At 32.0% G+C, this 21735-nt stretch carries 15 protein-coding genes; 6 read left to right on the forward strand and 9 right to left on the reverse strand.

What is annotated here, in order from left to right; all coding sequences use genetic code 11:
• The first annotated feature begins 79 nt into the window (after window positions 1–79).
• The 5 genes from VBY68_RS15970 (at window position 80) to VBY68_RS15990 (ending at window position 9001) form a co-directional block, all read left to right on the forward strand.
• A complete protein-coding gene (locus VBY68_RS15970; RefSeq protein ID WP_415270289.1) occupies window positions 80–2584 on the forward strand; it encodes a zinc-dependent metalloprotease in 2505 nt (834 codons plus the stop codon).
• Between the two features lie 4 nt (window positions 2585–2588).
• Window positions 2589–5891 carry a SusC/RagA family TonB-linked outer membrane protein gene (locus VBY68_RS15975; protein ID WP_415270290.1) on the forward strand — a complete coding sequence of 1101 codons (3303 nt, stop codon included), beginning with the start codon at window positions 2589–2591 and terminating at the stop codon, window positions 5889–5891.
• A gap of 11 nt (window positions 5892–5902) precedes the next feature.
• Complete coding sequence (locus VBY68_RS15980; protein WP_415270291.1) at window positions 5903–7219, forward strand: RagB/SusD family nutrient uptake outer membrane protein; 1317 nt, start codon at window positions 5903–5905, stop codon at window positions 7217–7219.
• 72 nt (window positions 7220–7291) lie between these two features.
• Window positions 7292–8302, forward strand: coding sequence for a hypothetical protein (locus VBY68_RS15985; protein WP_415270292.1), 1011 nt, complete (start codon window positions 7292–7294; stop codon window positions 8300–8302).
• Between the two features lie 69 nt (window positions 8303–8371).
• Window positions 8372–9001: a M48 family metalloprotease gene (locus VBY68_RS15990; protein WP_415270293.1), complete on the forward strand. Its 630-nt coding sequence runs from the start codon at window positions 8372–8374 to the stop codon at window positions 8999–9001.
• 57 nt (window positions 9002–9058) lie between these two features.
• Here VBY68_RS15990 and obgE read toward each other — a convergent pair whose 3' ends face one another.
• The 3 genes from obgE to secDF all read right to left on the reverse strand — a co-directional run bounded on the left by obgE (window position 9059) and on the right by secDF (window position 14303).
• Window positions 9059–10048 carry a GTPase ObgE gene (obgE, locus tag VBY68_RS15995; protein WP_099215438.1) on the reverse strand — a complete coding sequence of 330 codons (990 nt, stop codon included), beginning with the start codon at window positions 10046–10048 and terminating at the stop codon, window positions 9059–9061.
• A 73-nt stretch (window positions 10049–10121) separates the two neighbouring features.
• Complete coding sequence (locus tag VBY68_RS16000) at window positions 10122–11240, reverse strand: adenylate kinase (RefSeq protein WP_415270294.1); 1119 nt, start codon at window positions 11238–11240, stop codon at window positions 10122–10124.
• 87 nt (window positions 11241–11327) lie between these two features.
• Complete coding sequence (gene secDF, locus VBY68_RS16005) at window positions 11328–14303, reverse strand: protein translocase subunit SecDF (RefSeq protein WP_415270295.1); 2976 nt, start codon at window positions 14301–14303, stop codon at window positions 11328–11330.
• Between the two features lie 208 nt (window positions 14304–14511).
• Here secDF and VBY68_RS16010 point away from each other — a divergent pair, with 208 nt between their 5' ends.
• Window positions 14512–16188, forward strand: a complete 1677-nt coding sequence (locus VBY68_RS16010; protein WP_415270296.1) for a formate--tetrahydrofolate ligase — start codon at window positions 14512–14514, stop codon at window positions 16186–16188.
• Window positions 16189–16347: 159 nt separating this feature from the next.
• Here the strand turns inward: VBY68_RS16010 and VBY68_RS16015 are convergent, their stop codons facing one another.
• The 6 genes from VBY68_RS16015 to thrS form a co-directional block, all read right to left on the reverse strand.
• Window positions 16348–17475, reverse strand: coding sequence for a serine hydrolase domain-containing protein (locus VBY68_RS16015; RefSeq protein WP_415270297.1), 1128 nt, complete (start codon window positions 17473–17475; stop codon window positions 16348–16350).
• 157 nt (window positions 17476–17632) lie between these two features.
• Complete coding sequence (locus tag VBY68_RS16020; protein ID WP_121147593.1) at window positions 17633–18217, reverse strand: tRNA (guanine-N1)-methyltransferase; 585 nt, start codon at window positions 18215–18217, stop codon at window positions 17633–17635.
• Between the two features lie 95 nt (window positions 18218–18312).
• Window positions 18313–18657, reverse strand: coding sequence for a 50S ribosomal protein L20 (rplT, locus tag VBY68_RS16025; protein ID WP_099215432.1), 345 nt, complete (start codon window positions 18655–18657; stop codon window positions 18313–18315).
• Between the two features lie 93 nt (window positions 18658–18750).
• Complete coding sequence (rpmI, locus tag VBY68_RS16030) at window positions 18751–18948, reverse strand: 50S ribosomal protein L35 (RefSeq protein WP_099215431.1); 198 nt, start codon at window positions 18946–18948, stop codon at window positions 18751–18753.
• Between the two features lie 44 nt (window positions 18949–18992).
• Entirely contained in the window at window positions 18993–19511 is a 519-nt protein-coding gene (infC, locus tag VBY68_RS16035) for a translation initiation factor IF-3 (RefSeq protein ID WP_099215430.1), read from the reverse strand.
• A gap of 75 nt (window positions 19512–19586) precedes the next feature.
• Window positions 19587–21533, reverse strand: a complete 1947-nt coding sequence (thrS, locus tag VBY68_RS16040; protein WP_099215429.1) for a threonine--tRNA ligase — start codon at window positions 21531–21533, stop codon at window positions 19587–19589.
• Window positions 21534–21735: the final 202 nt, after the last annotated feature.

The following is a 21735-nucleotide window of genomic DNA, read 5'->3' on the forward strand; positions in this document are numbered from 1 at the left end:
ATTTAATTTTTAAAACGCATCTTCAGTTCTACATTTGGTTTCTTGTTAATCAAAATAATTTAAGAAGGGTTATTCTCAAATGAAGCATGTTAATTTAAAAACGCTTAGTTTACTTTTTGTAATTTTTACGACTTCTGTTTTTGCACAAAAAAAAGAAGAAAAGAAAGATTCTATAAAAGATAGTGGTGGTGTATCTTATTCGAAATTAAAAAAAGAAGGAAGTAAAAAAGAAGGATTGTTTAATATTTATAGATTAAAAGAAGATATCTATTTTGATATACCAGATTCATTATTCTCAAAAGACTTTTTAATTGTCAATAAAGTTTCTAAAGTTCCTTATGCACTAAACGGACACGGATTAAATAAAGGGATGGCTTATGAAACTAAATTAATTAGATTTTATAAAGACACAGTATTAAATAAGGTTTGGGTAAAAACAATTAACCCAAGAGTAACTTCACCAAAAAATAATGCAATTACACTTTCGGTACATGATAATTTTGGGGAATCTATTATAGAGGAGTTTAAAATTGAGTCAGAAAATGAAAAGAAAACATCAGCATTAATCAAAGTAAACAGAGTTTTTAATGGAAAAGATAAAAGTTTTAATGATTTATTGTCAAATATTGGTTTAGGTGGTAGTATTAAAACAAAATTATCTAAGGTTGAGAAAGTAAAAACTTTTTCTAAAAACATAGTAGTAAAATCTCTTTTAACAACTTCTGTATCTGAAGGGAAAAGTGCAGCACTACCTTTATCTATTGGAGTTACGACTAATATCGTTTTGTTACCAACTAATATAATGAAGCCTCGTTTTGGAGATAAAAGAATAGGGTACTTTAGTAAGCCAATGGATTATTATTCTGATAGTCAGCATGAAGTAGAACATAGAGAATTAATTACACGTTGGAGGCTTGAACCCAAAAAAGAAGATATCGAAAGATATAAAAAAGGTGAATTAGTAATTCCCAAAAAACAAATAGTGTATTATATAGATCCTGCAACACCAAAAAGATGGATACCATATATTGAAAATGGAGTTTATGATTGGAATAAAGCTTTTGAACAGGCAGGGTTTAAAAACGCAGTAGTTGTAAAACAAGTTACCAAAGAAGATGAAAATTTTGATATTGATGATGTTCGTTATTCGGTAATTACCTACGTAGCTTCAGAAAGACAAAACGCTATGGGGCCATCAATAGTAGATCCTAGAAGTGGAGAAATTTTAGAGTCAGATATCATTTGGTGGCATAATTTAATGAAAGGGCTACACCAATGGATTCGCGTACAAACAGGACCTATAAACCCAGAAGCAAGGGCTAATGTTTTTTCAGATCAAATAATGGGAGAGTCTATAAGGTTTGTATCCTCTCATGAAGTAGGTCATACCTTTGGATTAAAGCATAATATGGGAGCATCATTTAGTTATCCGGTAGATTCGTTGAGATCAGCCAGTTTTACTGAAAAAATGGGAGGAACGGCACCATCTATAATGGATTATGCACGATACAATTACGTTGCACAACCGGGTGATAATGTAACCGAAATTAGCCCGAAAATAGGAGTGTACGATAAGTATGCTATTAACTGGGGATACCGTTGGCTAGATGAGAAAACACCTCATGAAGAGTTACCAATTTTAAACCAGTGGATAAGAAAACATGAAAATGATCCATTATATTTTTATGGTCCCCAGCAAAGAAAAGTTATAGACCCAAGGTCTCAAAGCGAAGATTTAGGTGATGATGCAGTAAAAGCAAGTGAGTACGGGCTGAAAAATTTACAAAGAATTGTACCAAACATTTTAAGATGGACAAAAGAGGAAGGTAAAGATTATTATAGAGCGTCAAAGTTATATAAAGCAGTTATAGATCAATGGGTGCTATACAATAATCATGTTATGGCAAATATTGGAGGGATTTATATTAATAATACTATTTATGGTGATAATAAAAATACCTTTGTACCAGTCCCTGTAGAAGTTCAAAAAAAATCATTAGAGTATATAATAAGTAAAGCAATTTTACCGCAAAAATGGCTGTTTACTCCTGATTTAATTCATAAAGTATATCCAGTAAGAGATGCACCAGATGGAGAACGGTTTTACTCTCCGGTCTCTATGCATCGAGCCTATCAGACAAACATGATTTTCCGTCTTGTTGAAACAGATAGATTAATGCGAATTACAGAAAACAAAGTGTTAATGTCTGATGATAAAAAAGCTTTTACAGAAGAATACTTATTCGATGAACTTTTTAAAGCTGTTTTTAAGAAAACAATTAATAATAAAGTTTTAGACATGTTTGATCGTATGACTCAAAAAAATTATGTAGACGTATTAACTGTAGATAGAAACATATTATTAAAGAAAACAAAACAAACAACATTAACAAGCCAACAGAAGGAATTTAAAAATGTACACTTTACTTACATACCTAGAGTGTCAGATGCTGGTTCAAATAAAAGAGCAGAATTAGAAAGAATCTTAAAATTATTGAAAAAGAAAAGAAAGAAAGGGGATAAGTCTACTCAAAATCACTACAATGATTTAATAGCCAGAATAGAGTATAATTTGAATAATTAAGATGATGAATAAAAAAATAATTTACCTACTGCTTCTTATACCATTTTCAGTTTTTGCGCAGAACACAAAGACAATAAGTGGAACAGTTATCGATGAAGCTAGAAACGAAACCTTGCCAGGAGTTAGTATTTATGCTTCAACTAAAGTAATTGGGAATAAAACCAATATAGATGGTATCATTCAAGCTTCTATGATTGGTACAACTACCGATTTTGACGGAAACTTTTCATTCAAAGCGCCTAAAGAGACAAAGTATATCATAATTTCATACATAGGTTTTGAAACTGAAAAAATTAATGTAGAAAATAGAAGTACCAACATGATAATAACACTAAAAGAAAAAGAAGAGCTTTTAGGAGAGATTGTTGTAATGGGGTATCAAAAAATAGAAAAGAGAAAAATTACATCGTCGTTTGCCAAAATAAAAACAGATGATGTTAAACGAGCAGGAACTGCTAATATAGATCAAATGCTTTCGGGAGAAATTTCAGGAGTACTTGTTCAACCAACTAGTGGAGCACCAGGAGCGCCAGCAAAAATTCAAATTAGAGGTACTTCAACTTTAAATGGTTCTTCAGATCCTTTATGGGTTCTAGATGGAATTCCTTTACAAGGAAACGATATTCCAAAAGACTTTAGAGATAAAGATAATATTGATAATTTAAAATCTTTTCCTATTGCAGGAATTAATCCAGAAGATATTGAAGAAATTACGGTATTAAAAGATGCCTCAGCAACTTCTATTTATGGAGCAAGAGCTGCTAATGGAGTAATTGTAATTACGACTAAAAAAGGTAAAGAAGGAACAATGAGAGTTAACTTTAATGCAAGTACTTTCTTAACCTTACGACCTGATTTTGATAAGTTAAATTTAATGAATGCTTCTGAGAAAGTAGATTTTGAATTAGGTTTAGCGAGCAGACCAGATTTAACTTACCAAAGTAACAGAGGAGAAGTAGCTCGTATTTTAGATGCTTATGGAGAATACGATAATTTTCAAAACAACGGATTTTCTAGCATAAATCCATTAGCTCAAAATGCAATTAATAACTTAAGAAATCAAGATGTTAATTGGGGTAATAAGTTGTACCAAGCTGCTATTAATCAACAATACGGCTTAACTCTTTCAGGAGGTAGTGAAAAATCAAGATATTACTTCTCTTTAGGATATTTTGATGAAGAAGGAACAACAAAAGGTACTGGTTTAAATAGATACAACCTTACGTTTAAAAATGATTATGATGTAAATGATAAGTTAAATGTAGGAGTATCGGTTTTTGCCAGTAGAAATAGAAGTAGATCTTATATTACTGGAGCAGACGCTTACACAAACCCAGCTTATTATTCAAGAAGAGTAAATCCTTACTTTACGCCATATAATGCAGATGGAAGTTTTAATTATGATCCTGATTTAATTGAAAGGTATGATTTAAGTGTAAGTTTTAAATATAACCCTCTAGAAGAAAGACAAAACACAAATCAAGAGCTAACATCATATTCTATAAAACCTATCATAGATCTTACATATAAGTTCAATAGCAACTTAAAACTATACACGCAGTTTGGGATGCAGTTTGATTTTGATAAAACAGAGAAATTTTCAGATAAAGAGAGTTATTATACAAGAAAATACAGGTTTAGATCTAGATATCAAGACGATAAAGGACAAAATGCTTTTTTCTTACCAGAAGGAGGTATAATTCAAAACTGGAACAGCGACGCTTTTCAATACAACTGGAAGAGTACGTTAAATTACAATACTTCAATCAATAATATCCATGAGATTGATGTAATGTTAGGAACTGAATTTAGAGAAGATAAGCGTACAGAGATTCATACAAAAGGATTTGGTTTTAATCCTAATACATTAAGTACTCTACAAATAACTGATGAAAGAGCATTGAAGAATAAGTTATTTGAACCGTATAGAAAGACAGTTAACGAAAACGCATACGCATCTTTCTTCGGAACAGCTTCGTATACTTATGATAGAAAGTACACAATCTTCGGAAGTTTACGATATGATGGTTCTAATTTATTTGGTGTAAATCCAAAATTTAGATACTTACCATTATGGTCTGTAGCAGGGTCTTGGAACGTAGCAAAAGAAGACTTTTTTAATTTGGATGCAATTAATGAACTTAAAATAAGAGGTTCGTACGGTGTACAAGGAAATATAGATAAATCTACCTCTCCTTACGTTGTAGGTCTTTATGACGAGGTAACCATTTTACCAGGAACAACAGAAGAAGGAATTAATGTTATTTCAGCTCCAAACAAAGACTTACGCTGGGAAAAAACGGTTTCATCAAACGTTGGATTTGATTTAGGGATGTTTAATAATAGAGTATATGTGTCGGCAGATTACTACTATCGCAAAAGTACTGATCTAATTGGTTTACAAGCCATACCGTTAGAGTCTGGTTTTAACTTTATCAATACAAACTGGGCAACGTTAAGTAATAGAGGAGTTGAATTAGCTATAAATACGAGAAATATTGTAAAAGATGATTTTACATGGACAACAAGCTTTAATATTTCTCATAATAAAAATACTGTAGAAAGAATTCAAACCAGAGATAATGATTTTAAACCTTCTTTATTAGGATATGGAGTTAACGCAGTTTTTGCTATAAAAACAGCAGGTTTAGATAGTAATGGGTTGCCATTATTTTGGAAAGATGGTAAGAAAGTAACAGCGGTAGATTTTTATAACTTATCAGAAGGAGTTGATGGAAATCAGTTAACAAGAGAAGAGCATAGAAATTTATATACCTATGTAGGTAATGGAGCCCCTGAGTTTAGTGGAGGTTTCATCAATAAATTTCACTATAAAGATTTCAGTTTAAGTATAGCTACAAACTTTAACTTAAATCAAACAGTAAAAAGAACACCTTCGTATCACCCAACACAAGTAAGTCCTAACTACAACTTTAACAAAGAAGTATTACAAGCAGGTACAGGGAATTACCCAGCGTTGATAGGAAGTGCAACACCAGGTTTTGAAACAGATTTAGTTTACAGTTGGTATCATACTTATGATTCAGGTAATACGTTTAGAGATTTAGATATTTGGGTAGATAAAATTTCATACATAAGAGTTAATAGCATAAAGTTTGGATACAATGTGCCAAGTAAGTACTTAGAAAGTATGAATGTTTCAAGATTAAGCTTTAACCTAGAAGGAAGAAATCTATTTGTTTTCGGAACAGATTACGATGGATATTTCGACCCTGAAACTTTTGGTAGCCCATATTCACAGCCAATACCAAAAATTATTTCTTTCGGATTCAACCTTTCTTTTTAAAAAATATAGAAATGAGAAAACACATATACATATTATTCATAGCAGTAGTGAGCATGGTTTCGTGTGATGATTACTTAGATGTAGAACCAATAGGGCAAATAATTCCTAAATCGGTAGAAGATTACCGAAGCTTTTTAACAACCGCTTATGGTATAGAAAAAAACAACCATGTATTAACAACATATAGAAGTGATGAGCTTCAATTAACCAAAGCATCTTTTGCGTCTGAACTGTACGAAGACCTTTTTATATGGAATGATGAAAGTGCGTCGCCATTAACAACAGCTTTTTCGTATGCTAGTTTTTACAAAATAATCTTTCATGCAAATCACGTCATAGAAAATCAAACTGAAATAATAGGAGACGCCACTCAAATTAGTCAGTTGGTAGGTGAAGCTTATGCTTTAAGAGCCTTGCAATATTTTCAGTTGGTTAATTTATATAGTAAAGCTTATAACGGTGCAACTGCTAATAGTGATGGAGGAGTGCCAGTAGTAACTGAGTATAATTTAGATCAGAAATATGATATTCAATCGGTTGAAGAAGTTTATAAGCAAATCTTACAAGATATTACAAATGCTGAAACACGTTTAAATGTTGCAGAACAAGAAACAGGATTAAATTATAGATTCTCAACAATAGCTTTAAAAAGCTTAAAAGCCAAGGTGTTTTTATCTAAAAATGAATGGCAACAAGCTATTGATGCAGCTAAAGAAGCATTAGCTATAAAAAATACCGTTCAAGATTTAAACTCAGATAGCTCTATAATGCCTTCAGAATTTAATTCAGTAGAATCTGTTTTGGCGTTAGACATGGTATCTTCTGATAATATCACTACCGATGCTTCTATGTCCGATGATTTTTTAAGTAAATATGATAGAACAAATGATTTAAGATTCAATATTTATTTTAGGAAAGACGGAACAGTTTATAGAGCTGCTAAAACAGCTGATATTAAGTACAGATCTACCTTTAGGGTGGCAGAACTGTATTTGATTTTAGCAGAAGCGTATACGCAACAAAACGAATTAAGTTTAGCAAAAACAGAATTGTTAACGTTTGCAAAAAACAGATATACTCAGTCTAAAATGACAACGTATACTACATATATCAACTCTTTAAACAAACAAGAGTTGTATGAAGAAATATTAGATGAGCGTGCACGTGAATTTGCTATTGAAGGTCAACGTTGGAATGATTTAAAGAGAACTACACAACCACAAATTGTAAAGTGGTATGAAGGAAAAAATTACACATTACAACAAAACGACAGTAGATACGTAGTTCAGTTTCCTAACGATGCTAAAATAAACAACCCAAACTTTTAAAGTATAGTCCGTGATTATCGAACGGAACAAAAGAAGTCGATAGTAAATTATTAATTTTTAAATTTTTACATTATGAAAAAAGTTTTCCCTTTTTTGTCTTTAATTATAGCACTTGTAGTAGTAAGTTGCTCTAGTGATGATAGCGACAAAGTAGTACAATCATCATTAAACAGTATTACAAGTTTTAATATAGACTTTGAAGGATTAACTGAAGATGATGTTGTTTACGATTTAGGAAACAATATTACAATCAGTGTTCCTTTTAAAACTAATCTTACAGGTTTAATACCTAATATTACTATTTCAGATAAAGCTACAATTTCTCCAGCACCAGGAGAAGAGGTAAACTTTGTAGACGGTGAAGCTATGCCTTTTACTGTTACTGCTGAAAACGGTGATGTAAAAGTATACAATGTTACTATTAATATTCGTGGTGAAGTTGGTAGTGGTTCACAACTAAAATCTTATGGAGAAGCATCTGTATTAGGTGATCTTTTAATAGAGTATTCTTATGATGAAGCTTCAAACTTTGTTAAATCATATGATTATACTGAAGCTGGTAATAAAACTACTTATACATTAGTGTACAATGATAAAAATCAAGTTACCGAAAAGAAAGCTGATAGAGAAAGTATTATTTACACATATAATAACGAAGGTTTAATTATAAGCGCTATTAAGAAAGAAGAAGGAATAGAAACGTATACATATACGTATACTTATAATGCAAACAATCAGTTAGAAAAAACTGTTAGAGTAACAAAAAAAGATGATACAACAACCAATACAAGCTATACCTATGATGTAAAAGGAAATGTTGCTAGTTTAACTATTGGAAATGAAAAGTATGAAAATACATACGATGAGAAGAATAATCCTTTCAAAGGAATCTATCCAGAAGCGTACGCTAAAATTAACGTAGGAGCAAGGTTAGACGGAGTTAACGTAAACAACCCTGTTAATGGTACTTTTTCTTATGGTACAGATGTAGTTTTCGAATATAATACTGATGATTACCCAATATCAGCTTCTTATATGATATTTGGTGAATACACATTCAATATTACATACACATATTATTAATTAATGTTTATTCCCCAGTAAAGCACTCTTAGAATTTATTTCTGAGGGTGTTTTTTTATTCTAAAATTTATGAAAAAAATAATAATACTTATCACAGCTTTTTTAGTAGTAAGCTGTAATACAAGTGAAACTAAAAATGAAGAAGTAGTAGAAAACTTAACAAAAGAAGAAAAATTAAAGGAACTATATTTAAAAACAGTAAAACCGCTGTTTAAAGAGTTTGCTGATGTTGATATTCCAGATGAGTTTAGAATAGATAAACACGATACTTCTGTGAATGCAGGAGCAGCAATGAGCTATATTGAAGTAAGCCAAGGATTAGTAGATTATGATAAAGATTATATAAAAGTTTTTGTATTGGCACATGAGTTAGGACATATTGTAACGCTAAAACAAGCAGAGCAATTTAATTTGGGAACAGAAATACCTAATGGAACCAAAACAAACGCGTATAAAAAAGCAGAATATCTTGCAGATATTATAGCGGTTCATTTAATTATTACACAAGAGGTAGAGTTAGGAAATGATTTAAAAACAAACTTTGAGGTTTTACAAAACTTGTTAGGTCCAGAAATTTTCACACATCCAAGGGCAGTTGATAGAGTAGCATTAATGAAAGAGTATGTAGAGAAAAGTACTAAAGAGAATGCAAAAACTGCCTTTCAAGAAATGTTTATAAGGATTTGGAAGATGGAGTAGAAGAACAAAAAAACACCTCTATGAGGTGTTTTTTTATAGTGTTATTTTAAACGAAAACTAATTCAACATTTGCCAGAGTTTATCTTTTAACTCCATTAAGCCCTGTTGAGCTACAGAGGAGATAAATAAGGCTTCAATACCTTCTGGTAAATCTTGTTTGATTTCTTCTTTAAGTTCATCATCTAACATATCCGATTTTGAGATAGCTAACAAACGATCTTTATCCAATAATTCAGGATTGTGTTTACGAAGTTCATTTAGCAAGATTTCATATTCCTTTTTTATATCCTCGCTATCTGCAGGAATTAAAAAGAGTAGGGTAGAGTTACGTTCTATATGACGTAAAAAGTGATGCCCCAAACCTTTTCCTTCAGCGGCTCCTTCAATAATTCCAGGAATATCAGCCATTACAAAACTCTGATGATTACGATACTCAACAATACCTAAGTTAGGTTTTAAGGTAGTAAAAGCGTAATCAGCAATTTTAGGTTTTGCAGCTGTAATTACTGATAATAAAGTAGATTTTCCAGCATTTGGGAAACCAACTAAACCAACATCAGCTAAAACTTTTAACTCAATACGGTACCAACCTTCCTGTCCGTCAATACCTGGTTGAGCATAACGAGGAGTTTGGTTAGTAGATGATTTAAAATGCCAATTACCACGACCACCTTTACCACCTTCTAATAAGATGATTTCTTCTCCGTCTTCAATAACTTCATATAAAATTTCGTCAGTATCAGCATCACGGATAATAGTTCCCAATGGAACAGGAATTATAACATCTGCACCATCATGTCCAGTACTTCTACTGCTACTTCCATCACCACCGTGTTCAGCTCTAAAATGACGTTTAAATTTTAAATGGAAAAGTGTCCACATATTTTTATCGCCACGTAATATTATGTGACCACCTCGACCACCGTCACCACCATCAGGTCCACCTTTCGCAATATATTTTTCGCGATGTAAGTGTGCAGATCCACGACCACCTTTACCAGATGATGCGTAGATTTTAATATAGTCGACAAAATTTCCTTCAGTCATTGTTTGTTGTTTATTTGTTGAATCTTTAAAAAAGCGATAATTATTATTGCTTTAATGATTAAACAAGTTCTTGTTATAATGTATCAAATACGTCTGATAAACGTTGTGTGATCTCTTCAATAGAACCAACTCCGTTTACGCCGTAGTAATTACCTTGTGCTTGGTAATAATCTTTTAAAACAGCTGTTTTAGTGTTGTACTCGTTAAAACGATTGCGGATTTTACTTTCATCCATATCGTCAGAACGACCACTGGTTTTTCCTCTTTCTAAAATACGCTTAACTAATAAATCTTCAGGAACCTCTAAAGCAACCATTCCGTTAATACGTTCACCTTTTTCAGCTAAAAAAGCATCTAAAGCTTCTGCTTGCGATTCTGTACGAGGGAAACCATCAAAAATAAAACCAGCAGCATCTGTATTTTTGTTTACCTCTTCTTTTAGCATGTTAACCGTAACTTCATCGGGAACTAAATCACCAGCATCAATATATTTTTTCGCTAATACACCTAATTCAGTTTCATTTTTAATATTAAATCGGAATACATCTCCTGTTGAAATGTGTACTAAATTGTATTTTTCTTTTAAAACTTCTGCTTGAGTACCTTTTCCTGCTCCAGGAGGGCCGAATAATACGACGTTTTTCATTTTGGGTTGTGTTGTTAATTGATAAATAGCAGGCAAGTTTCTACCATACCCTTTGTAATCTAATCCGTAGCCTACAATAAATTTATCGTCAATACCTTTTCCGATATAATCTATGTGTAACTCTTTACGGTAAACATCAGGCTTGTAAAAAAGTGTTACTATTTTTAATTCTTTTAAATTTTTAGTTTTAAAGATTTCGTAAATCTCTTGTAAGGTTGTGCCAGTATCAATAATATCTTCTAAAATTACAACGGTACGACCAGATAAATCTTCATTAAGACCTATTAAACTCTTTACATTTTCTGTTGAAGCTGTGCCTTGGTATGAAGACAACTTAACAAAACTAATTTCACAGTTTCCTTTATATTCACGTAAAAAATCTGCAGTAAAAACAAAGCACCCATTCAAAATTCCTATGAAAATAGGAACTTCGTTAGAAGGTAAATCTTTTTTTACTTGTTGAGCTAAAGAGCTAACAATTTTAGAAATTTCATCAGCTGAAATAAATTCTTTAAAGTATAAATCGTGGAGTTTTGTAATTTTCATCAGACTGCAAAGATAGTTGCTTGATATTAAATGAAAAAACCGTTTTGAAGTTTATTCAAAACGGTTTTATGTATGCTTTTATATGAGTTACTTGTTTTCTTCTTTTTTAGAAACGTCAAACATAATTGGCGTTGCAACAAATAAAGAAGAGTAAGTACCTACTACCACACCTACGATTAATGCAAACATAAACCCTTTAATACTGTCTCCTCCAAAGAAGAAGATAGCTAACATTACTAATAATGTTGTTAAAGATGTGTTGATAGTTCTTCCTAATGTACTGTTTAATGCTTTGTTTACTAAGCTAGCAGTAACTGAGTTTTTACCTTCTGTAAACTCTCTAATTCTATCAAAAATTACCACGGTATCGTTCAATGAGTATCCTACTACTGTTAATATAGCAGCGATAAACGATTGACCAATCTCCATATCAAATGGCATGAATTTGTATAGTAAAGAGAATACACCTAATACAACTAAAACATCGTGGAAAACAGCTACTACCGCACCGATAGAATAAGCCATTTTTCTAAAACGTAATAAGATATATAAGAAAACTACAATTAATGAACCTAAAACTGCCCACAAAGCTGATTGCTTAATATCATCTGCAATAGTTGGTTCTACTTTCATATAGCTCATAATTCCATTTCCTGCTTTTTCAAAACCAGGTTTAAAGTTTTCATATGAAGTATCACCTAAATATGGTTTTAAACCATTGTATAGAGCATTTTGTACAGTTTCATCAACATCAGTACCTTCTTCATCAATTTTGAAGGCAGTAGTAATTTTTAATTGATGATCAGAACCATAAGTTTTTACTTCTGGAGCTGTACCAAATACATCTTTTAATTGTTCAGCTACTTCGTTTCCTTTCATAGCTTCATCAAAACGAACTACATAAGAACGACCTCCTTTAAAGTCTACTCCTTGTTTTAAACCTACAGTAAAAATAGAAACTAAACCAACTATGATAAAGAATCCTGAAATAATGTAAGCAACCTTACGCTTTTGTAAGAATTCAATACTAATATTTCTAAACCAATTTTTAGAGAAACCAGTATTGAAAGATAATTTAGTACCTCTTTCAACAGCACCGTCAATAAATAAACGAGTAATAAATACAGCTGTAAATAAAGAAGTAGCAATACCAATCATTAAAGTTAAAGCAAAACCTTTAATTGGTCCTGTACCGAAAGTATATAAAATAATACCTGTTAATAAAGTAGTAATATTGGCATCAATAATTGCAGATAATGCACCTTTAATACTAAAACCTTCATCTACAGATTCACCTAAGTTTTTTCCTCCATATAATGCTTCTTTAATTCTTTCAAAAATAATTACGTTCGCATCTACCGACATACCTATGGTTAAGATAATACCTGCGATACCAGGTAATGTCAATACAGAGTTAAACGAGGCTAAAATTCCAAAAATGAATAAGATGTTAACTACTAAAGCAATGTTGGCATAAATACCAGCTCTTCCGTAGTATAAGAACATCCAAACTAGTACTAAAATAATAGCTAATCCAAATGACCACATACTAGCATCAATAGATTCTTTACCTAATGATGGACCAACAACCTGTGCTTGGATAATACGAGCTGGAGCAGGTAGCTTACCAGCTTTTAAAATGGTTGCAATATCTTGTGCTTCGTTAACGGTCATAGAACCACCAGAAATAGAAGAGCTACTACCTAATTGTTGATTAATAACTGGTGCAGTATAAACATAGTCATCTAACACAATGGCAACAAATTTACCAATGTTTTCTCCTGTTAGCTTAGACCATTTCTTAGTTCCTACTGCGTTCATCATCATAGAAACTATTGGCTTACTAACTTGGTCGTATTCTTGTTTTGCATCAGCAATCACATCTCCTTCAATAGGAGCTTGATCTTTTCTGTTAGATTTAATAGCATATAAACCAATAAGCTTAGTTCCATCAGCACCAGCTTGAGACTTATAGTCCCATAAAAACTTAGTGTATTTTAAATTGTTAGGTAACAAAGCTCTTACCTCCTTGTTGTGTAAGAAGCTATTCACTTTCGCAGTATCCTGAACTCTAGCTTGTGCGACTAAAGAACTTATTTGTTGTTGGCTTTGAGCTACATTAGGATATAAGTAAGAAAATAAATTCTTTTGAGTTTCAACTTTTGTTGAATCAGCTGATTCACCTAATAAATCATCAATATCATTGTCTGCCTTAGCAGTATCTTTAACTTGTTCAGTAGCTGAATCATCTTTTAACATTTCAGCAACCTTTGCATTTGCGGCAAAGAAAAAGTTTTGAACGTCTGCATTTGTGTGAACTTCCCAGAACTGTAATTCAGCAGTACTCTGTAACAACTTCTCTACACGGTCAATGTCTTTAGCTCCTGGTAATTCAACTTGAATTCTACCAGAAGTTCCAATACGTTGGATATTTGGTTGAACAACCCCAAATTTATCAATACGGCTACGTAATACTTCAAAAGCAGTGTTGATAGAAGTGTTGATTTCTTCTTGTAAAGTCGATTTAACCTGCTCGTTGGTTTTGTTGAAGTCTATTTTATCACGTAAAGCTTTAGTTCCAAAAATGCTTGGATCGCTTAACTTAACGCTACCGTTGCTTAATTTTTCGAACTCGTTGTAGAATAAATCTAAGTAATTCTCTTGACTATTCTTTTGAGCTTCATCAGCATTTGCTAACGCTTGCTTAAAAGTTGTGTTTTGAGAATCGTTAGATAATCCGATTAAGATATCTTTTACCGATACTTGTAAAATTGCATTAATACCCCCTTTTAAATCAAGACCAAGGTTCATTTCCTTATTCTTAATATCGTTGTAAGAGTACTTTGCAAATCCTAAGTTTACTACCTCTTTGTTAGCTACGCTATCTAAGTATTTTCTTTCATATCTAGCCAAAGCTCTACCATTGTTATCACTAACATTAGCTTTAGCATACTGTTTCGCACTATCTTCTACCTTATTGGCGAAGAACGTAAACGATAATTGATAAATACTTACTAAACCAAAAAGTATAGCAAATAATTTAATTAATCCTTTGTTTTGCATTGTAAATAATTTAAATCGACTTTATTTTAAAAACGTGCAAATATAGCGTTTCATTAAAAGAAAAGCCAATTCTTTTACCATATTTATGTCTTTAGATAATAATTAAGGAATATTTGCTAACAAATGTCAGTTTTCATAGGGATTATATTACGTATATTTACCTGCTTTTTTAGTACAACAAATAACTTAAAAATTTAAATAATTTGCCATGGCGCATTTAACCGATATCGAGATTGCTCAAGCAAAAGAATTACAACATATTAAACATATAGCTAGTAAGTTACAAGTAAGAGAAGATGATTTAGAAATGTATGGAAAATATAAGGCTAAATTACCTCTAAACTTAATAGATGAAAAGAAAATAAAGCAAAACAACCTAGTGTTGGTAACAGCGTTAACTCCAACACCTGCAGGAGAGGGGAAAACCACTGTTTCTATAGGTTTAACTGAAGGATTGAATAAGGTAGGGAAGCAGGCTACAGTAGTATTAAGAGAACCGTCATTAGGACCTGTTTTTGGAATAAAAGGAGGAGCTGCTGGAGGAGGATACTCACAAGTTGTGCCTATGGAGGACATCAACCTACATTTTACGGGAGACTTTAATGCTATTGAGAAAGCGAACAATTTATTATCAGCTTTAATAGATAATAACCTACAAAGCAGGACTAATAATTTAAATATTGATCCGAGAACAATTTTATGGAAGCGTGTAATTGATATGAACGATCGTTCGTTACGTCAAATAACAATTGGTTTAGGAGGTACAGCTAATGGAATTCCTCGAGAAGACGGATTCAATATTACACCAGCATCTGAAGTAATGGCTATTCTTTGTATGGCTACAAGTTTTAATGACTTGAAAGAGCGATTAGGGAATATTTTTATCGGATTTACTTTTGATAAAAAACCAGTGTTTGCTCGTGATTTAAAAGCACAAGATGCAATGGCTATTTTGCTTAAAGATGCGGTAAAACCAAACTTGGTACAAACGTTAGAGGAAAACCCAGCAATTATTCATGGTGGACCTTTTGCAAATATAGCACAAGGAACGAATACAATTATCGCTACAAAAATGGGATTATCTTTATCAAATTATGTAGTAACTGAAGCTGGTTTTGGAGCTGATTTAGGAGCCGAAAAATTCTTGAACATAAAATCACAATATGCAGGGTTAAATCCTAAATGTGTGGTGTTAGTAGCAACAATCCGAGCGTTGCGTCATCATGGAGGTTCTCCAAAAGAGGAATATAATACACCAAGTTTAAAGCGTGTGCAAAACGGATTTAAAAATTTAGAAAAGCATATTGAAAATATTAGAAAATTCAATATTGAGCCTGTAGTAGCAATTAATTCTTTTATATCTGATTCAGATGAAGAAGTAAAGTTTGTTATTGATGCCTGCAAGAATTTAGGTGTACAAGCTGTCGTTTCTGAAGGATGGGCAAAAGGAGGAGAAGGAACTAAAAACTTAGCCAAAGCTGTAGTTGATGTAGTTGAAAATAAAGCTACACAATATAAGCCTTTGTATGATTGGAAAAGTCCTGTAAAAGAGAAAATAGAAAAAATTGCTAAAGAAATTTATGGAGCAGATGCTGTAACCTATGATAAAAAAGCTGAGTTAAACTTACGAAGAATTGATCGTTTAGGATTTAATGATTTTGCTGTATGTATGGCAAAAACTCAAAAATCATTTTCCGATAATGATAAGTTGATAGGAAGACCAGAAGGATTCACAGTAAATGTTAGAGAAATTGAAATTGCAGCAGGAGCACAATTTATAATTCCAATTTTAGGAAAAATGATGCGCATGCCTGGGTTACCAGCAACACCTGCATCTGAAAATATGACGATTGACAATAACGGAGTAATCTCAGGATTATCATAAATAATAGAATTGTATTCAGAAGTTTTGAGTAGAAACGAATGTTGAGATTAAACAGATCTTATAGTTTTTACTTTAAAATAAAATTGTTTGTCCAATTGATATCAGCAGTTTTTAGCGTAAAATATAATCCCGAGTAATGAACTCGGGATTTTTTATAGTTTATTCCAACTTATTTATAATTTTATCTACAGTATTTTTTAAATAACTATGGGTTTTTTCATCTTTTTTATTAGTAACAATAAAAACACCTATTTGTTTTTTGGGAATTAGAGTTAACCAGCTTGAAGTGCCAAAAGCCCCACCGTTTTGAAAAACTATATCAGGTTTGTTTTCATTGATTAATATTTGCCAGAAAAAACCATTATCAAAATCTTCCCAAAGTCCAAGTAGTTTTTTGTGAGAGATTTTAATTACTTCGTCGTTTTGATTTAAATGGAACCTCATGTATTTATTCATGTCTTCTACAGTGGATAGAATACCTCCTGCAGCTTTCATTGGCATTTCAGGTTCAAAAGGCATTTTTTGATTTTTACCGTTGTATCCTTGTGCCAAGAATTTTTTTTCTTCTTCAGTTAATACTATTTTGGTATTATCCATTTTTAAAGGAGTTAATATTTTCTTCCTTAATAACTCTTCAAAAGACATTTTATAAATATTCTCTAAACAATACCCTAATAAGTTAGCCCCTGGATTTGAATATCCAAACTTGGTTCCCGGAATTGTGTCTATTCTTACCTTATGAAGTTCGGCAAAAAAATCTTTTTTTGTAAAACCTTTTTGCAAGTCTGTAATGAGAAAAGGAAGCTTTTCTTTGTTTGAGGGAGAGAAGATTTCAGGTTTGTTTGGGAAAATAATTGGTAAACCACTCCTGTGAGTTAATAAATTACGAAAGGTAATAGGGTGTCCTTGATATTCTAAATTAGGAAAATTACCTTTTAAGTAGTTTCTGATGTCATCATCTAAAGAAACTTTTTCTTCATTTATTGCTTGAGCTAATAGAATACCACTAAAAGTTTTTGTCAAAGAAGCTATTTCATATATTGTATTTTTGGTAGGGGGCTTGGTATCTTCTTTGTTTAAATTACCTTTATGAAATTCATAAGTTTTTCCTTTGTAAAAAACTCCTGCAGATACCCCGTTTATTTCAGGATTAGAAATTAAAGTATCTAGCTCTTTTGAAATCAATATAGCTACATCATCTGTTTGTTGGTGTTTTTTTGTTTTGCAACTAATAATTATACTGCTAATAATTAAAGTAAATATGACTGTTTTGAAGTTTAGTACCATTTTATTTTTGGACTAAAGACGTATGTTTTTTTTTAATGTTGCAAAACACTAAAGTAATTTTTTCTACACATTAAAAAGAGTAGAGCATAATAAAGAAAAAAGCAACCTTATTGAGGTCGCTTTTTTATGAGTTATAAAAATTGTAGGTGTAGGCAGCTTAACTTACACCACGTTGTTTGTTAATCTCGTCTTGTAACTGTCTACGTAGTTTTTGCTCTTTTTCAATAGACTTTCTTTTGTACTGTTCAAACTCCTCTTCAGTATCAGCTAGTAAACTTTTGGTTTCCTTAGTAACCACATTGCTGTTTTTAAATCTGTAGATAAAGAAAGCTAATCCAGCAAGTAAAACAAAAATAATCCCCCATACTATAGAGTTATAGGTAGGCTTGTTTAAAGGAATACCAATAAAAGAAATAGCATCTTCTTTATCAATAGAAGTAGCCAAATCTTTATTCAATGTATCTATTTTAGTTTGTAACTCAGAAATGTTTTTTTGCTGTTCATCTATTTTTACCTGTTTAGCAGCAGCATCTGTTTTAATAACTTTTATACTATCTAAAATACTATTCTGTAGTCTTAAATATTCATTCTTTTTTACAACCTTGTAAATTTGATAGTTGTTTGATTTTTTATAAAGCTCTTCAAATTGATTTTCAACTGTGTTAGGTTGATCAGGAGTGCTATTTTGAGCGATGATACTTTGAGTAAAGATAAAGACGAATACTATTTTAAAAAATTTCATAGGATTGATATTTTAGTTCAATTGATGAATGTGGATGGTTTAAAAAAACCCAAACGTTAAGGTTTGGGTTTTTAGTATAAGCAAGGTTATGAAACTTATTTTACTTTTTCTACAATGGCCTTAAAAGCTTCTGGGTTGTTCATAGCTAAATCAGCTAAAACCTTACGGTTTAACTCAATATTATTAGCTTTTACTTTCCCCATAAACTGTGAGTAAGACATTCCGTACTGACGAGCTCCAGCGTTAATACGTTGAATCCATAATGAACGGAAGTTTCTCTTATTGTTTTTACGGTCACGGTATGCATATAACATTCCTTTTTCAACCGCATTCTTTGCTACTGTGTAAACGTTTTTACGACGTCCAAAGTAACCTTTTGCTTGCTTCAAGATTTTTTTTCTTCTATTTCTTGAAGCTACTGAATTTACTGATCTTGGCATAATTCAAATGTGTTTTTGTAGTAGGCGACTTATTTAAAAGTTCTTAAATGAGCCTAACTCCATGGTTAATAATTAAATTCCCTGTGCTAACAATTATTTTAAAACTAATTGTTGCTTAATGTTTGCTTCATCTGACTTGTGTACTAAAGTCGAATGAGTTAATGCAAGCTTACGTTTTTTAGACTTCTTTGTTAAAATGTGGCTTTTAAACGCGTGCTTTCTTTTGATTTTCCCAGAACCAGTTAACTTGAAACGTTTCTTGGCACTAGACTTTGTTTTAATTTTAGGCATCTTTGTTCTTAGTTTTATCTTGCTTATATTATCGTTGTATTTGTTTATTTAACCTTTTTAGGAGCAATAAACATAATCATACGTTTTCCTTCTAGTTTCGGCATTTGTTCTACCTTACCATATTCTTCTAATTCTTGAGCTAATTTTAATAGTAAAATTTGTCCTTGTTCTTTAAATACAATAGAACGCCCTTTGAAGAATACAAAAGCTTTTAATTTAGCCCCATCTTGTAAGAACTTAATAGCATGCTTCTTTTTAAATTCGTAATCATGTTCGTCAGTTTGAGGTCCAAAACGGATTTCCTTAACGGTAACCTTAGTAGCTTTAGCTTTTAAAGCTTTTTCACGTTTCTTTTGCTCATATAAGAACTTTTTGTAATCAATAACTTTACAAACAGGAGGAACAGCTTTAGGTGAAATTTCAACTAAATCTAATTCTAACTCTCGTGCAATCTCTTTAGCTTTAGCTAATGGATATACACCAACTTCCACGTTATCGCCTACAAGACGAACTTCATCAACATGTCTAATTTTTTCATTAATTCTATGTTGATCTTCTTTAATTACTCTCGCGGGTCTTCTACCGCCTTTTCTTCTAATTGCTATGACTTATAAATTTTAAATTACTATCTTATTTTTTTAACTTCCAAAAGGAACTAATGTTTTACTAACTTCTTTCTGTATTAGAGAAATGAACTCTTCTATAGTAAATGTTCCTAAATCACCTTCACCATGTTTTCTTACAGATACTGTGCCATCTTTTTCTTCTTGTTCACCAACAATAACCATAAAAGGTATTTTGCTAACTTCGGCATCACGTATCTTTCTTCCTGTCTTCTCGTTACGGTTATCAACGAGGGCGCGAATTTCGGAATTTTCTAACAAAGTTAAAACTTTTTCGGTATATTTTTGATATTTCTCACTGATTGGCAGTACAATAACTTGCTCAGGGGTTAGCCAAAGAGGGAAATTACCTCCTGTATGCTCCAGTAGAACTGCAATGAAACGCTCCATAGAACCAAATGGTGCACGGTGAATCATTACCGGACGATGCAGTTGGTTGTCGGCACCTTTATAATGTAAATCAAAACGTTCAGGTAAGTTATAATCAACCTGAATAGTTCCTAATTGCCAACTTCTACCTAAAGCATCTTTTACCATAAAGTCTAACTTCGGTCCATAAAAAGCTGCTTCACCTTCTTCAACTACATAATCTAAACCTTTATCTTTAGCTGCATTGATAATTGCTTGTTCTGCTTTTTCCCAATTTTCAACCGAACCAATATATTTATCAAGGTTCTCCATGTCTCTAATAGATACCTGAGCAGTAAAATCTTCAAAACCTAAAGACCCAAATACATATAGTACTAAATCAATTACATTTTTAAACTCTTCGTCTAATTGCTCTGGAGTACAGAAAATATGAGCATCATCCTGAGTAAAACCACGAACACGAGTTAAACCATGTAATTCACCACTTTGTTCATATCTATATACGGTACCAAATTCAGCAAAACGTTTTGGTAAGTCTTTATATGAATAAGGTTTGTGGTTATATACCTCACAGTGATGTGGGCAATTCATAGGTTTTAATAAAAACTCTTCGTCAGCTTTCGGAGTAGTAATCGGCTGAAAACTATCTTCACCATACTTCGCATAGTGACCAGAAGTAACATATAATTCTTTCTGACCAATATGAGGAGTCATTACCATTTCATAACCAGCTTTCTTTTGAGCAGCTTTTAAGAAGTCTTCTAAACGACCACGCAAAGCAGCACCTTTTGGTAACCACAAAGGTAAACCTTGACCTACTTTTTGAGAAAAAGTAAAAAGCTCTAATTCTTTACCAAGTTTTCTGTGGTCACGCTTTTTAGCTTCTTCAAGTAGTTCTAAATATTGTTTTAATTCTTTTTGTTTAGGAAAAGAGATGCCATACACACGAGTAAGTTGATTGTTTTTTTCATCACCACGCCAATAAGCACCAGCAACATTCATAATCTTCACAGCTTTGATAATCCCAGTATTTGGGATATGTCCTCCACGACATAAATCAGTAAAGTCACTATGATCACAAAAAGTTATATCACCATCCTCTAAACCTTCAATAAGTTCTACCTTATATTGATTGTCTTGAGCTTTATAGTAAGCTAACGCATCAGCTTTAGAAATAGAGCGCATCTTAAATTCAGCTTTTTCACGAGCACGCTCCAAAAACTTCTTCTCTATTTTGTCAAAATCTTTCTCAGAAATAGTATCCTCACCAAAATCAACATCATAGTAAAACCCATTTTCAATAGCAGGACCAATAGTTAACTTTGCATTAGGATAAAAATCTTGAATAGCTTGTGCTAATACGTGAGCAGATGAATGCCAAAAAGCTTTTTTACCAGCAGTATCATTAAATGTATATAAAACCAACGAGCCATCTGTGGTTAAAGGAGTAGAGGTTTCAACAGTAGTTCCGTTAAAACTTGCAGAAATAACATTTCTAGCTAAACCTTCACTAATACTTCTAGCAACATCCATTGGAGTGCTGTTCATTTCAAATTCTTTGACGCTCCCGTCGGGTAATGTAATCTTTATCATTATATAATATAGTTGTTATAAATAATTTCCTTACAAGTGGAAATTTTGAAACGCAAAGATATTGTAAAAGCGTATTTCATACAATATATATATAATGTATTTCAAATAATGTGATTTGTTGGAGTAGGCGTTTCACTTTATTGTTTGTTTTCGCTGCGCTATAACATAATAAAGTGTCGGGCTTTCCGCTGTATCTTTTGTT

It is taken from the genome of Tenacibaculum ascidiaceicola (assembly GCF_047470925.1).
Classification (GTDB): domain Bacteria; phylum Bacteroidota; class Bacteroidia; order Flavobacteriales; family Flavobacteriaceae; genus Polaribacter; species Polaribacter discolor.

Coding starts and splice junctions, on each gene's coding strand:
- obgE (WP_099215438.1), bottom strand. CDS start 10,048: ATGACTGAAGGAAATTTTGTCGACTATATTAAAATCTACGCATCATCT.
- VBY68_RS16020 (WP_121147593.1), bottom strand. CDS start 18,217: ATGAAATTTTTTAAAATAGTATTCGTCTTTATCTTTACTCAAAGTATC.
- VBY68_RS15990 (WP_415270293.1), top strand. CDS start 8,372: ATGAAAAAAATAATAATACTTATCACAGCTTTTTTAGTAGTAAGCTGT.
- thrS (WP_099215429.1), bottom strand. CDS start 21,533: ATGATAAAGATTACATTACCCGACGGGAGCGTCAAAGAATTTGAAATG.
- secDF (WP_415270295.1), bottom strand. CDS start 14,303: ATGCAAAACAAAGGATTAATTAAATTATTTGCTATACTTTTTGGTTTA.
- rplT (WP_099215432.1), bottom strand. CDS start 18,657: ATGCCAAGATCAGTAAATTCAGTAGCTTCAAGAAATAGAAGAAAAAAA.
- VBY68_RS16015 (WP_415270297.1), bottom strand. CDS start 17,475: ATGGTACTAAACTTCAAAACAGTCATATTTACTTTAATTATTAGCAGT.
- VBY68_RS15985 (WP_415270292.1), top strand. CDS start 7,292: ATGAAAAAAGTTTTCCCTTTTTTGTCTTTAATTATAGCACTTGTAGTA.
- VBY68_RS15970 (WP_415270289.1), top strand. CDS start 80: ATGAAGCATGTTAATTTAAAAACGCTTAGTTTACTTTTTGTAATTTTT.
- VBY68_RS15980 (WP_415270291.1), top strand. CDS start 5,903: ATGAGAAAACACATATACATATTATTCATAGCAGTAGTGAGCATGGTT.
- VBY68_RS15975 (WP_415270290.1), top strand. CDS start 2,589: ATGAATAAAAAAATAATTTACCTACTGCTTCTTATACCATTTTCAGTT.
- VBY68_RS16010 (WP_415270296.1), top strand. CDS start 14,512: ATGGCGCATTTAACCGATATCGAGATTGCTCAAGCAAAAGAATTACAA.
- rpmI (WP_099215431.1), bottom strand. CDS start 18,948: ATGCCTAAAATTAAAACAAAGTCTAGTGCCAAGAAACGTTTCAAGTTA.
- VBY68_RS16000 (WP_415270294.1), bottom strand. CDS start 11,240: ATGAAAATTACAAAACTCCACGATTTATACTTTAAAGAATTTATTTCA.